Source organism: Zestomonas ipomoeae, from assembly GCF_057128665.1.
Window position 1 is genome coordinate 1 of sequence record NZ_JBSKHQ010000019.1, and the last position, 12124, is coordinate 12124.

A 12124-nucleotide genomic window follows, 5' to 3' on the forward strand; every position below is an offset into this window, starting at 1 on the left:
TCCACCGGCAACAAGCAGGTCAGGCCATGGCGGCCTGACTTAAACGAAACAGCCTCCACGAAACCCGGGGCGATTCAGTACCTCATCATCCAAGGCTCCGCGTGCACGGCTTTTGCGCTCTCCTGCTGAGCAGAAGGTCCGGAGCCGCGTTGGCCGGCAATGTCGGTTGCATAGATCCTCTGCGTAACGCTGCCAGAGCAAGCTCACTCATCTGCCAGATACTCGCCGATCACTTCGATGCGCCCGATGATGTGCGCATTCATTCGTCCAGCTCCTCTGCCGGCACCCACCACTCCGTGTGATCGGCGCCACCGACCTGTTGGATCGGATAGCCGTCCATGAAGGATTTATCGACCTCGAAACGTGTGACATAGCCCGCGCCGCTCGCCTTGATGTTCCATTGGGTCGCTATTTGCCTGGCTACGCTTCGTTGGTGACCGGGTAGAAAATGGGGTGCTCCGGAAGGCGCGGCGGCCATTTTTTGTAGCCGCTTTGTTTCACCAGCGCCAATTCTCTGGGGCCGGTGGGTCGGTAGAGGGTGACGGTTGTTTTTGCCATTGTGCTTGCTTGCCTGGTGGTCATGGCTTTCGTGTGGTTGGATCGGACGCACTTTGCCGAGATGGCCCGGCGAAGGGGAGCCAAGTGTATCTCCATGGGCACTACGCCAGTCGAGTGTTCCGGTAGTCGCTCAGCCAGCGATACTTGCGCCACGGCAGGACTCCGGCCGGTTCTCGGCGCGGTTCCTGCTGGCATTCGGGTTTTCGCGGTGTGGGTTGTCGATGCAGGGCGATCGCGCCACGGCGTCGCCCGGTCGGCAATGGCGGGGAATCAGCTGACCAGGCGGGTCAGGTTGGGAAGAATCAGGATCACCGTGGTGGCGAAGACGATCAGGCTCGCCTGCTGCATTTTCTTCTGTTGTCTGGACATGATTGCTTGCCTTTGTTCTTGTTGGTGGCGTTCTCTGCCCGTGCTTACGGCCCGTCCGGGCGCGACGCCACGCTGTGGCGTTGCTGGAAAGCCGCCCCGGCAAAACCCGGCGGCGACTGCTTGCACCTATCACTCTAGAGGCCCCGTCCGGCGTGCCTTAGATAGAGTTGGTATCAACTGGCCGGCCCATAGAAAGGACCGCTCGGTCCGCCTCTGACCGGCTGTGACGGGGCCCGATCCAGACGCATCGGCTGCGCTTCGTCGAGGTTGTCCATTCAAACTACCGTTCGTCTGAGCGCTGAGGTCAATCCGCCTGAGCGCTTAAGTCATTGAGCCGGCTTTGCCTAGCGTTGAGAGTAGGGAACCCGAACGGGCGGCAGCCTGGCGCCGCCACATTCCTGCGAGGACGTCATGACCGAAGCATTCATTTTCGACGCGGTGCGCACGCCCCGCGGCAAGGGCAAGAAGGACGGCGCGCTGTACAGCGTCAAGCCGGTCAATCTGGTCGCCGGCCTGCTCAAGGCCCTGGCAGAGCGCAACCGCCTCGATACCAGCCAGGTGGACGACGTGGTGCTCGGCTGCGTGACGCCGGTCGGCGACCAGGGTGCGGACATCGCCAAGACCGCCGCGCTGGCGGCGGACTGGGACATCAGCGTCGCTGGCGTGCAGCTCAACCGTTTCTGCGCCTCGGGCCTGGAGGCGGTAAATATGGGCGCGATGAAGGTGCGCTCCGGCTTCGAGGACCTGGTGGTGGTCGGCGGCGTGGAATCCATGTCCCGCGTGCCCATGGGTTCGGATGGCGGCGCCTGGGCGATGGACCCGGAAACCAACCTGCACACCCATTTCGTGCCCCAGGGCATCGGCGCCGACCTGATCGCCACCCTGGAAGGCTTCAGTCGCGCCGATGTCGACGCCTTCGCCCTGCGCTCCCAGCAGAAGGCTGCTCGCGCCAGCGCCGATGGTTCCTTCGCCAAATCCCTGGTGCCGGTGAAGGACCAGAACGGCATCGTGCTGCTCGACCGCGACGAGTTCATTCGCGGCGACTCCACCCTCGAAGGCCTCGGCGCGCTCAAGCCCAGCTTCGAGATGATGGGCCAGATGGGCTTCGACGCCACCGCCCTGCGCCAGTACAGCCATGTCGAGCGTATCGAGCACGTGCACACCCCGGGCAACAGCTCCGGCATCGTCGACGGCGCCGCGCTGATGCTGATCGGCTCCGAAGCCAAGGGCCGCGAGCTGGGCTTGAAGCCCCGCGCGCGCATCATCGCCACCGCGGTGACCAGCACCGATCCGACCATCATGCTCACCGGCCCGGCGCCGGCCACGCGCAAGGCGCTGGCCAAGGCCGGCCTGGCGGTGGAAGACATCGACCTGTTCGAGGTCAACGAGGCGTTCGCCTCGGTGGTGATGAAATTCATGAAGGACATGGGCGTCGCCGAAGACAAGGTCAACGTCAACGGCGGCTCCATCGCCATGGGCCATCCGCTCGGCGCCACCGGCTGCATGATTCTCGGCACCTTGCTCGACGAGTTGGAGAAGCGCCAGTTGCGCTACGGCCTGGCCACCCTCTGCGTGGGCGGTGGCATGGGCATCGCCACCATCATCGAACGCATCTGACGTTGTAGGGGCGAATTTATTCGCCCTCCAAGAAGCTTCGCAGGCGAATGAATTCGCCCCTACAGGCCTGCAAGGACAAGAAACATGACTGACGCCATCCGCTACGAAAAAGGCCCGGACAATATCGTCGTCCTGACCATGGACATGCCCGGCCAGAGCGCCAACACCATGAACGCGGCCTACCGCGAGGCCATGGCCCATACCCTCGAACGCCTGGAAGCGGAAAAGGACTCTATCGCCGGTGTGATCCTCACCTCGGCGAAGAAGACCTTCTTCGCCGGTGGCGATCTCAACGAACTGATCAAGGTCACCCCGGCCGACGCCGAGACTTTCTACCGCATGGTGCTGGGCCTGAAGGGCCAGCTGCGCCGCCTGGAAACCCTCGGCAAGCCGGTGGTCGCCGCCATCAACGGCGCGGCCCTGGGGGGCGGCTGGGAAATCTGCCTGGCCTGCCACCAGCGCATCGCCCTGGACCACGGCAGCGTGCAGCTCGGCCTGCCGGAAGTGACCCTCGGCCTATTGCCGGGCGGCGGCGGGGTGGTGCGCATGGTGCGTCTGCTGGGCATCGAGAAAGCCCTGCCATACCTTGCCGAAGGCAAGAAGCTGCGCCCGCAGGCGGCGCTCAAGGCCGGCCTGATCCATCAGATCGCATCGGACCGCGACGACCTGCTGGCCAAAGCCCGCGCCTGGATCGTCGCCAATCCGTCGCCGAAGCAGCCGTGGGACGAGGCGGGCTACAAGATTCCCGGCGGTACCCCGAGCAGCCCCAACGTGGCGCAGATGCTGGCCATCGCGCCCTCGGTGCTGCGCGACAAGACCAAGGGCTGTTTCCCGGCGCCGGAGAAGATTCTCTGCGCGGCGGTGGAGGGCGCCCAGGTCGATTTCGACACCGCCCAACTGATCGAGGCCCGCTACTTCACCGAGCTGGTCTGCGGCCAGGTGGCGAAGAACATGATCGGCACCTTCTGGTTCCAGCTCAACGAGATCAATGCCGGCGGCTCGCGCCCGCAGGGGCATGAGCCCTATGCCACCCGCAGGGTGGGGGTGATCGGCGCCGGCATGATGGGCTCGGGCATTGCCTACGTCTCGGCGGTCGCCGGCATCGACGTGGTGCTCAAGGACGTATCCCTGGACGCGGCGGAAAAGGGCAAGGGCTACTCGGCCAAGCTGCTGGACAAGAAAGTCGGCCGCGGTCACATGAGCCAGGAGAAGCGCGATGCCATCCTTGCCCGCATCCAAGCCACCGACAGGGATGCCGATTTCGACGGTTGCGACCTGATCATCGAAGCGGTGTTCGAGGACCGCGATCTCAAGGCCAATGTCACCGCTGCCGCCGAGCGCGCCGCGTCGGGCGATGCGGTGATTGCCTCCAACACCTCGACGCTGCCGATCACAGGCCTGGCCAGCGCCGTGCGCAAGCAGGACAGGTTCATCGGCCTGCATTTCTTCAGCCCGGTGGACAAGATGCCGCTGGTGGAAATCATCCGGGGCGAGCTGACCAGCGACGCCACCCTGGCCCGCGCGTTCGACTACGTCATGCAGATCAAGAAGACGCCGATCGTGGTCAACGACCGCCGGGGTTTCTTCACTTCGCGGGTCTTCGGCACATTCACCAACGAGGGCATCGCCATGCTCGGGGAAGGCGTGAGCGCCGCGATGATCGAAACAGAGGCGCGCAAGGCCGGCATGCCGGTGGGCCCGCTGGCGATCTCCGACGAGGTCTCGCTGAGCCTGATCAGCCATATCCGCCAGCAGACCATCAAGGACCTCGAGGCCGAGGGCAAGGCCCTGCCGGCGCACCCGGCGTATGCGGTGATCGACAGAATGCTCGGCGACTTCAAGCGCGCCGGCAAGGCTGCCGGTGCCGGCTTCTACGACTATCCGGCAGCAGGCAAGAAGCGGCTCTGGCCGGAGCTCAAGGCTCGCTTCGAACGCGCCGAGGCGCAGATCGCGCAGGAAGACGTGCGCGACCGCTTGCTGTTCATCCAGGCCCTGGAAACCGTGCGCTGCCTGGAGGAGGGCGTGTTGAAGTCGGTGGCCGATGCCAACGTCGGTTCGATCTTCGGCATCGGCTTTGCCGCTTGGACCGGCGGTGCGCTGCAGTTCATCAACCAGTACGGGCTGCAGGATTTCGTCGCGCGGGCCCAATACCTGGCCGAGCAGTACGGCGAACGCTTCGAGCCGCCGGCGCTGCTGCGGGAAAAGGCGGCCAAGGGCGAAGCCTTCTGAACCCTGCTGTGGCTTGAACGAACCGGCTCCCTGCGAGCCGGTTTTTCATTGGAAGGCCGGCTGAGCTGCACCCTGGCGGGGAATTGGGGTCCATTTTCTTGAATGCACCCAGCCAGGAGACCTTGCCATGAAGAACCTGCCATTTGCTTCGTTGCTGCTGGCCATCGCCTGCTCGACCTCCACCTGGGCGGTGGACAGGGACGTAGAGGGCGTGATGACCCTGGAGCAGGAGCGCGAACTGAGCGGTGCGCAAATGGAACTGGAGCGCGAGCGTGGCGATCAGGCGGCCGAGCGTCTGGGCGAGGAGGTGGAGGACGAGTTGCTCGACTCCCAGCCCCTCGATCCGAACGCCAACGGGGTCGGCGGTGACATCGAGCCGGTTCCTCCGATCAACGCTCCCGGCGCGCCGAACACCCCCGCACCGGCACCGCGGCCGAGCAATCCGGGCACACCCGGCAGCACACCGGGCCTGACGCCGGACACCACCACCGATAACCCATGATCGGCATCGCTGATGCCTTGCCCGCAGCACGCGCCGGTGGGGTAGCCGATGCCCCGCGCTAGCACCCGGCAGGCCATCGACAACCAGCGTTGGCGTCTGCTGCGCCAGGTCGAGGCGTGGCTGGAAACGCCGATGGTGGTGCTCGGCTTCGTCTGGCTGGCGCTGTTGATCGTCGAGCTGGTACGCGGCGGCACCACGTTGCTGACGCTGGCCGGGCGGGTCATCTGGGTGATTTTCGTGGTCGACTTCCTGTTGCGCTTCGGCCTGGCCCCGCAGAAGCGGGTCTACCTGCAACGCAATCTGCTGACCCTGGTGGCGTTGCTGTTGCCCGCCCTGCGGACCTTGCGCGTGCTGCGAGCCCTGCGGTTGTTGCGCGTCACCCGCAGCTTCAACCTGCTGCGCATCCTGACCTCGACCAATCGCGGCATGACCGCCCTGCGCCGGGCGATGCGCCGGCGTGGCGTGGGTTATGTGGTCATGCTGACGCTACTGGTAGTGCTTGCCGGCTCGGCGGGCATGTATGCCTTCGAGGGCGGAACGAACGGGTTCGGCAGCTACAGCGAGTCGCTCTGGTGGACAGCCATGCTGATCACCAGCCTGGGCTCGGAAGCCTGGCCGCATACTGCCGAGGGGCGCGTGCTGTGCTTTCTGCTCGGTCTGTATGGATTCGCCGTGTTCGGCTACCTGACGGCGACCCTGGCCTCGTTCTTCGTCGACCGTGACGCAGCCGACAAGAAATCGGCGACTGCCGGGCAGGCATCCATCGAAGCGTTGCGCGACGAGGTGCGCGAGCTGCGCAAGCTCCTTCAGGCCGTCCCGGCTCGCGCAGCCGAACGGCCGCCGCGCGAGCCGCCTTCTCCTAGCCGATAAGCCTGCGGCGTGCAGCCCAATTGCTGCCTGAACGCACCGATGAATGCGCTGGCGCTGGCGTAGCCCACGGACCAGGCGGTGTTCTGCACCGACTCGCCCTGGCTCAGCAGGTCCAGGGCTTTGAGCAGGCGTGCCGATTGCCGCCACTGGCTGAAACTCATGCCGGTCTGTTCGACGAACAGGCGGCTGAGGGTACGCACCCCGATACCGGCCAGGCTTGCCCAGTGCACGATGCTGCGTTGATCCGCAGGGTTCTCCAGCAGCGCCCTGGCCACCACCCGCAGGCGCCGGTCGCCGGGGAGCGGCAGGCACAGGGGCTCGTTGGCAGCAGCCGCTATTTCGTCCAGCAGCACCGCCAGCACGCGGTGTGCCGCCGGCGTCAGCGGCCGGGCCCGATGCCAGGTCGAAGCCCTGGCCAGCAAGGGGGCGATCAGTTCGGAGGCGGCGAGCACGCAGGGCGTTTCGAACGCACCCCGCAGCAGCGAAGGGTCGAGATAGGCACTCCAGCCCGCCAGGGGACCGTTGCTCTGCGCCCAGTGCGATACGCCCGCAGGGATCAGGCCAAGTCGGCCCGGCGGCATCGCCCAGCGTGCCTGCTCGGTTTCGATGGCCAGCAGGCCTTGGGAAAGCAGGACCAACTGGGTGCGGTCATGCCGGTGGGCGGTGGTCGTGCGCACCGAGGTAGCGGCAAGCGGGAGAACCAGGAGTTCGACGCTACCGGTGGGGACCAGCGCAGCGAGAGGGTCGGTCATGATGGCCGTCAATCGATATATGTTGGCAGGATTACGCTATCAGGCCATTGCTTGCCAGCGCTAGGCTGCACGCTCCACAACGGCAAACGAGGAGCCACCGATGAAAGCGCAAGACATCCTGCCCGACGAGTTGAATCAACTGCTGTTGGGCGGCATCACGGTACGCAAGGGGAGCGTCGGTGCCTTCATCGCCAACGTGCGACTGCTGAAGGACGCGAGCCTCTCCCCAACTCAGCGCGACCAGGTCCGCGAAGACTTGCTCGCGCTGCTGCCGGCGTTACGGGTCCTGGGGCTGTTTGACATCTTCGTATTGCGCGACCCCTCATTGCAGGCGCTGGTAGACAGCGCCCCGGAGCGCTGAATGCGGCGCCGCGCAGGCGGGCTTCACGCCACCTGGCACCAGCCGTTGCGCACGCAGACTTCATGATGGATGGCCAGGCGTTCGCTCTGGCGGGTCGGCATCGGCAGGTTCAGCAGGGTGCCGTCTTCGAGATGGAGGGCCAACTCCGATTCGAAGCGCAGGCCATTTTCATCGAGGGTTGCGTAGGTGATGCCATAGCCGTTCACCGGCAGGGATGCGGTCGTGTTCATGGGAACTCCCGGTAGGGCGGTTGGTAATGGCCGCATCATTGCCGGGTTGCGCGGGTGACAGAAGTGAATGCCCGGCATGGTGAATATCGAGCCGGGTGATGGACTGCGCTGCCTGCCCGCCGTTGGCTGTGCTAAAAAGTGCGGGCACGTTCCGTTTGCCCTTTCAGGACCCGTCATGTCGCTACGCATCTGCATTCTCGAGACCGATATCCTGCGCCCCGAGTTGATCGAGCAATATCAAAGTTACGGCCACATGTTCGAGCGGCTATTCGCCCAGCAACCGATTCCCGCACGCTTCGAGATGTTCAACGTGGTGGAGGGCATCTACCCCGACGACGAGCAGCGCTACGACGCTTACCTGGTGACCGGCAGCAAGGCAGACTCCTTCGGCAGCGATCCTTGGATCCAGACCCTCAAGGCCTATCTGCTGGACCGCTACCAGCGCGGCGACAAGCTGCTGGGCATCTGCTTCGGCCACCAATTGCTGGCCCTTTTGCTTGGCGGCAAGAGCGAACGGGCCGCGCGCGGATGGGGGGTTGGCATCCACCATTACCAGGTGGAGCAACGACCGGGCTGGATGCAGCCGGCGCTCGAGCGCCTGACCTTGCTGATCAGCCATCAGGACCAGGTCACCGTTCCCCCGGAGAACGCGAAAGTCCTGGCCTCCAGCGAGTTCTGCCCGATCGCCGCCTACTGCATCGAAGACCAGGTGCTCTGTTTCCAGGGCCATCCGGAATTCATCCACGACTATTCCAGGGCCTTGCTGGACATCCGCCAGGCCTGCCTGGGTGAGCAGCTGTATCGCCAGGCGCTCGACAGCCTGCACCAAGACCACCAGGGCCCCACGGTGGCGGAGTGGATGATGCGCTTCGTGGCGGGCCACGGCCTGGAAGCCTGAAGCCGGCGGACCGTCTGTCCACGATTGAAAACGAGCCCGGCATAGTGCCGGGCCTGTTCTTGCACTCAGGCCTGGGCCAGTTCCCGGTCCATGGCCTCTATGCAGCGGCGCATCTGTTCGCGGCAGGTTTCGATCAGGGCCGGCAGATCGTCCAGGCTCAGGCCGGCGGTGGGAATGGCCGGCAACGAGCGGATCAGTATGCGGCCGCTGTCCCAGCGATTCAGGCGCATCTGCTTGATGTAGCTGCTGACGCATACCGGGATGATCGGCACGCCGGCGGCGATCGCCATCTGAAAGGCGCCTTTCTTGAATGGCAGTAACTCACGGCCCTGGTTGCGCGTACCTTCCGGGAACACCCAGATGGACGTGTCCTTGTGGCGTAGGGTGTCGGTGGTGGTCAGCATGGCCTGCTTGGCCTTGCGCGCGTTGCCGCGATCCAGCAGCACGTTGCCGGCCAGCCAGTAGAGCTGGCCGAAGAAGGGCACCCACTTCAGGCTCTTCTTGCCGATGCTGACGGTGCGCTCGGGCACCACGCTGCCAAGCACGAACAGGTCGTAGTTCGACTGATGGTTGGCGACGATCACGCAGGAGCGCTGATGGTCGCGCAACCCGCGCGCGTCGACCTTCAGCTTCAGCCGCAGGATGCACAGTGCAGGCCAGGAATACAGGCGGGCGCACAGGCGGCTGTTGTCGGGGTTGAACGGACGGCAGAGGCCGAGGAACAGACCGGTCAGGCCGGCCAGGATGAAGTGCACGCCCATCAGCAGCATGCGCAGGGTAAACAGCATGATTAACGCCCGCGGGAAAAAGGTGGCGCAGTGTACGGTTGTACGCTGGTGCCGGCAATTGCCGTTGCTCGGAGCATGAACCAGTCGCCCTGGGGGCTGTAGGAAAAATCACGGTTCGTACCGACCCTAGTCGGCGCTGGGGTCCTGGTAGCGCCTCTCCAGTTGCTGGACGACGCCCTCCCTGGTCAGCTCGTCGAGCACGACATCCAGGCGCCGGATGAAGTCGTCCTTGTAGGGGAAGGCCTGTGGGTTGCGGTTGGTGACGCCGAGGTGGCCATGCTCGATGGCCAGGGTCGGCCCCTCGATGAAGTGCTCGTGGGCGCGCCTGGGCAGCTCGCCCTGGCGCTGCAGCCGCTTGAGTTCCCAGAGGATGGAGGTGCGGTCATTGATGTAGGCGTCGATGCGCCCCAGGTGCAGCTTCAGCAGGTTGGAGCGGTTGTCCTTGGCGAAGCTTTGCGCCAGTTGGCCCTGGTCGAGCATCAGCTTGTACAGCGGGTCCTGGACAATGCTGAAGCCGCTGTTGATGCCGATGCGCAAGCCGGCGTAGTCCTTGGGAAATTCCTTGATCGGCTGGCGCCGGGCGACGTCGTCACGCACGAATACCACCACCCGTTCCTCCAGGATCGGCCTCGAGTAGTCCATATAGGGACGCTCCGCAGGCCGCAGATAAGGCGGATAGAGGGCAAAGGCACGGCCTTTCTCCAGCTCCTCCAGGCCGCGGCGCCAGGGGACCGGCTGGATGTGGACCCGATATTCCGGCATGCGCGCGAAGGCGGCCCGCAGAATGTCGCTGTACAGGCCCTTGGCCTCGCCGTTCTCCTCATAGCTGTAGGGCGGATAGCCGCTGTCGCACAGAATGGTCACCGGGGTGACGGCAGCGACGGGCAGGGCAATGCCCAGCCACAGGGCCAGCCAGGCGATTCTTGGCAGGAGCATGGTTCGACCTCGCGCAGACGGAAGCTGCCTGGCGTGGCGGCTCAGACCTTGAAACGCCCCAGCAGGCGATCCTGCTGGCCGACCTGCTCGACCATCGCTGCGCACTGGCGGACCTGCTGTTCGGCACCGCTCGCCACCTCCTGGCTGATATCGCGGATGTTGGTGGTGTTGCGGTTGATCTCTTCGGTGGTGGCGCTCTGCTCTTCGGCGGCGGTGGCGATCTGCAGGTTCATGTCGTTGATGCGCGTGATGGCATCGCGAATGCGCCCGAGCATGTCGTTGGCCGCGCCGGCATCCTCGGCGGTCTGGCTGGCGGTGTCACGGCTCAGTTGCATGCGTGCCTCGGCCTGCTTCACGCCGGTTTGCAACTGATCGATCATCTCGCGGATTTCCCGGGTGGACTGCTGGGTGCGCGAGGCCAGCGAGCGCACCTCGTCGGCGACCACGGCGAAGCCACGGCCGGACTCGCCGGCCCGCGCGGCTTCGATGGCGGCATTCAGCGCCAACAGGTTGGTCTGCTCGGCGATGCTGGTGATCACCGAGAGAATCGATTCGATGTTCTGGCTGAGCTTGGCCAGTTCGTTGATCGCCTGGCCGGTGTCGTCCATTTCCTCGGCAAGCTTCTTGATCGCCTGGGTCGAACGCGACACCACCGCCACGCCGCTTTCGGTCTCCTGGTTCGCCGCGAGGGCTGCCTGTGCCGCGGCCTGGGCATTGCGGGCGACTTCCTCGGCGGTGGAGGCCATTTCCTGCATGGCGGTGGCCAACTGGTCGAGCTCCTGCAGTTGCTGTTGCAGGCGATGGGACGCCTGGTCCGCTTCGTGGGATGTCAGGCCGCTGCTTTCGCGTACCTTGCGCGAACTGCCCATGACCTCGCCGATCAACGTCTGCAGGCTTTGCAGGAAGCCGTTGAACTCCTGGGATACCTGGGCGATCTCGTCGTTGCCGTCGGCTGGCAGGCGGCGCGTCAGGTCGCCCTTGCCGCTGTTCACCTCGCGCAGCGAGTTCTGCAGGTGGGTCAGCGGTTGCAGCAGTTGCTTCATCAGCAGCCCCAGCGCTACCAGGCTGATCACGACGCCGAGCACGGTGCCGACTACTGCGCGCCAGGTCAGCGCATTGGCTTCGGCCATGACGATGTCCTCGTCGAGCACCACGCCGATGTACCAATCCATGCCCTTGAGATTGCTCAGCGGCGTGAAGGACACCAGCAGGTCCTTGCCGTCGCGACCGTGAGCGTTTTTCAGTTTGTTTTCCAGGGCTGGGCTGCTGCCTTCGAACAGTTCGGACAGGGATTTGCCGTTCAGCGCGCTGTCGGGGTGGGAAATGATGTTGCCGTTGCGATTGAGCAGGAAGGCGTAGCCGGCACCGTTGAAATCCAGCGTGTTCACCGCGTCGGATACGGTCTTCAGGCTGATGTCGCCGCCGAACGCGCCCTTGAACTGGCCGTTATCGGTGATGTTGGCCACCGCCGAGATCAGGATGTCGCCCGTGGAGGCATCGGCATAAGGCTCCGTCAGCACAGCTCGCGAGGCGCTCTTGGCGGCCGCATACCAAGGCCGCTGGCGTGCGTCCCAGCCCGCCGGCGGCGCCCAGCTCGGGTCATTGGATATGGGCTTGCCGTCGGTCTCCAGGCCGCCGAATACCAGCAGGAACTGCTCCTTGAGCACCGGCGGGGCGAACGCCGCCTGAATCTGTTCCGGGCTGAAACGCGGGTTGATGCTCTGGGCCACCATATCGATCAACTGCAGCTTGCCATTCAGCCAGTTCTCGATCTGCCGGGCCAGCGCATTGCTGGTCTCGGCGATGCTCGCTTCCACCTGGTTACGCAGGGAGTCGCGGACCTGGCTGATTTGCACGATGGACAACAGGCTGGTGGTGAGGAACAGGACCACTGCGGCGGCTATACCGACCTTATGGGCAATCTTCATGGGCTGACGACTCCTCGGGCACTGCATTCGCTAAAGGGGCGAACGTCGTTCTGCTTGTTCTCTAAAAGTAATACAGCTTTGCCAGA

General features: G+C 64.7%; 11 protein-coding genes. 6 read left to right on the forward strand and 5 right to left on the reverse strand.

The window, feature by feature from the left end:
- Positions 1-1338: 1338 nt before the first annotated feature.
- From ACWKV7_RS18395 to ACWKV7_RS18410, 4 genes are all read left to right on the forward strand, one after another.
- A complete protein-coding gene (locus ACWKV7_RS18395) occupies positions 1339-2544 on the forward strand; it encodes an acetyl-CoA C-acetyltransferase (RefSeq protein WP_483859153.1) in 1206 nt (401 codons plus the stop codon).
- A gap of 84 nt (positions 2545-2628) precedes the next feature.
- A complete protein-coding gene (locus ACWKV7_RS18400; protein ID WP_483859154.1) occupies positions 2629-4773 on the forward strand; it encodes a 3-hydroxyacyl-CoA dehydrogenase NAD-binding domain-containing protein in 2145 nt (714 codons plus the stop codon).
- 127 nt (positions 4774-4900) lie between these two features.
- Positions 4901-5275, forward strand: coding sequence for a hypothetical protein (locus tag ACWKV7_RS18405; RefSeq protein WP_483859155.1), 375 nt, complete (start codon positions 4901-4903; stop codon positions 5273-5275).
- Positions 5276-5323: 48 nt separating this feature from the next.
- The gene (locus ACWKV7_RS18410; protein WP_483859156.1) at positions 5324-6145 is read left to right on the forward strand and encodes a potassium channel family protein; all 822 of its coding nucleotides are present in this window, start codon (positions 5324-5326) and stop codon (positions 6143-6145) included.
- Here ACWKV7_RS18410 and ACWKV7_RS18415 read toward each other — a convergent pair.
- A complete protein-coding gene (locus tag ACWKV7_RS18415; RefSeq protein ID WP_483859157.1) occupies positions 6082-6897 on the reverse strand; it encodes an AraC family transcriptional regulator in 816 nt (271 codons plus the stop codon). The genes ACWKV7_RS18410 and ACWKV7_RS18415 overlap by 64 nt on opposite strands.
- Before the next feature lie 100 nt (positions 6898-6997).
- On the opposite strand from ACWKV7_RS18415, the gene ACWKV7_RS18420 reads away from it, so the two are divergent.
- Positions 6998-7258, forward strand: coding sequence for a hypothetical protein (locus ACWKV7_RS18420; protein ID WP_483859158.1), 261 nt, complete (start codon positions 6998-7000; stop codon positions 7256-7258).
- A gap of 23 nt (positions 7259-7281) precedes the next feature.
- Here ACWKV7_RS18420 and ptrC read toward each other — a convergent pair whose 3' ends face one another.
- The gene (gene ptrC / locus ACWKV7_RS18425) at positions 7282-7488 is read right to left on the reverse strand and encodes a type III secretion system co-regulatory protein PtrC (RefSeq protein WP_483859159.1); all 207 of its coding nucleotides are present in this window, start codon (positions 7486-7488) and stop codon (positions 7282-7284) included.
- A 175-nt stretch (positions 7489-7663) separates the two neighbouring features.
- Between ptrC and ACWKV7_RS18430 the strand changes: the two genes are divergently transcribed.
- Positions 7664-8386: an amidotransferase gene (locus ACWKV7_RS18430; protein ID WP_483859160.1), complete on the forward strand. Its 723-nt coding sequence runs from the start codon at positions 7664-7666 to the stop codon at positions 8384-8386.
- Positions 8387-8451: 65 nt separating this feature from the next.
- Here the strand turns inward: ACWKV7_RS18430 and ACWKV7_RS18435 are convergent, their stop codons facing one another.
- The 3 genes from ACWKV7_RS18435 to ACWKV7_RS23770 form a co-directional block, all read right to left on the reverse strand.
- Positions 8452-9174: a 1-acylglycerol-3-phosphate O-acyltransferase gene (locus ACWKV7_RS18435; RefSeq protein WP_483859161.1), complete on the reverse strand. Its 723-nt coding sequence runs from the start codon at positions 9172-9174 to the stop codon at positions 8452-8454.
- 126 nt (positions 9175-9300) lie between these two features.
- Positions 9301-10110, reverse strand: a complete 810-nt coding sequence (locus tag ACWKV7_RS18440; protein ID WP_483859162.1) for a substrate-binding periplasmic protein — start codon at positions 10108-10110, stop codon at positions 9301-9303.
- A gap of 41 nt (positions 10111-10151) precedes the next feature.
- Complete coding sequence (locus tag ACWKV7_RS23770; protein WP_487249227.1) at positions 10152-12038, reverse strand: methyl-accepting chemotaxis protein; 1887 nt, start codon at positions 12036-12038, stop codon at positions 10152-10154.
- Between the last annotated feature and the right edge of the window lie 86 nt (positions 12039-12124).

Coding starts and splice junctions, on each gene's coding strand:
- ACWKV7_RS18395 (WP_483859153.1), top strand. CDS start 1,339: ATGACCGAAGCATTCATTTTCGACGCGGTGCGCACGCCCCGCGGCAAG.
- ACWKV7_RS18400 (WP_483859154.1), top strand. CDS start 2,629: ATGACTGACGCCATCCGCTACGAAAAAGGCCCGGACAATATCGTCGTC.
- ACWKV7_RS18405 (WP_483859155.1), top strand. CDS start 4,901: ATGAAGAACCTGCCATTTGCTTCGTTGCTGCTGGCCATCGCCTGCTCG.
- ACWKV7_RS18420 (WP_483859158.1), top strand. CDS start 6,998: ATGAAAGCGCAAGACATCCTGCCCGACGAGTTGAATCAACTGCTGTTG.
- ACWKV7_RS23770 (WP_487249227.1), bottom strand. CDS start 12,038: ATGAAGATTGCCCATAAGGTCGGTATAGCCGCCGCAGTGGTCCTGTTC.
- ACWKV7_RS18435 (WP_483859161.1), bottom strand. CDS start 9,174: ATGCTGTTTACCCTGCGCATGCTGCTGATGGGCGTGCACTTCATCCTG.
- ACWKV7_RS18415 (WP_483859157.1), bottom strand. CDS start 6,897: ATGACCGACCCTCTCGCTGCGCTGGTCCCCACCGGTAGCGTCGAACTC.
- ptrC (WP_483859159.1), bottom strand. CDS start 7,488: ATGAACACGACCGCATCCCTGCCGGTGAACGGCTATGGCATCACCTAC.
- ACWKV7_RS18410 (WP_483859156.1), top strand. CDS start 5,324: ATGCCCCGCGCTAGCACCCGGCAGGCCATCGACAACCAGCGTTGGCGT.
- ACWKV7_RS18430 (WP_483859160.1), top strand. CDS start 7,664: ATGTCGCTACGCATCTGCATTCTCGAGACCGATATCCTGCGCCCCGAG.
- ACWKV7_RS18440 (WP_483859162.1), bottom strand. CDS start 10,110: ATGCTCCTGCCAAGAATCGCCTGGCTGGCCCTGTGGCTGGGCATTGCC.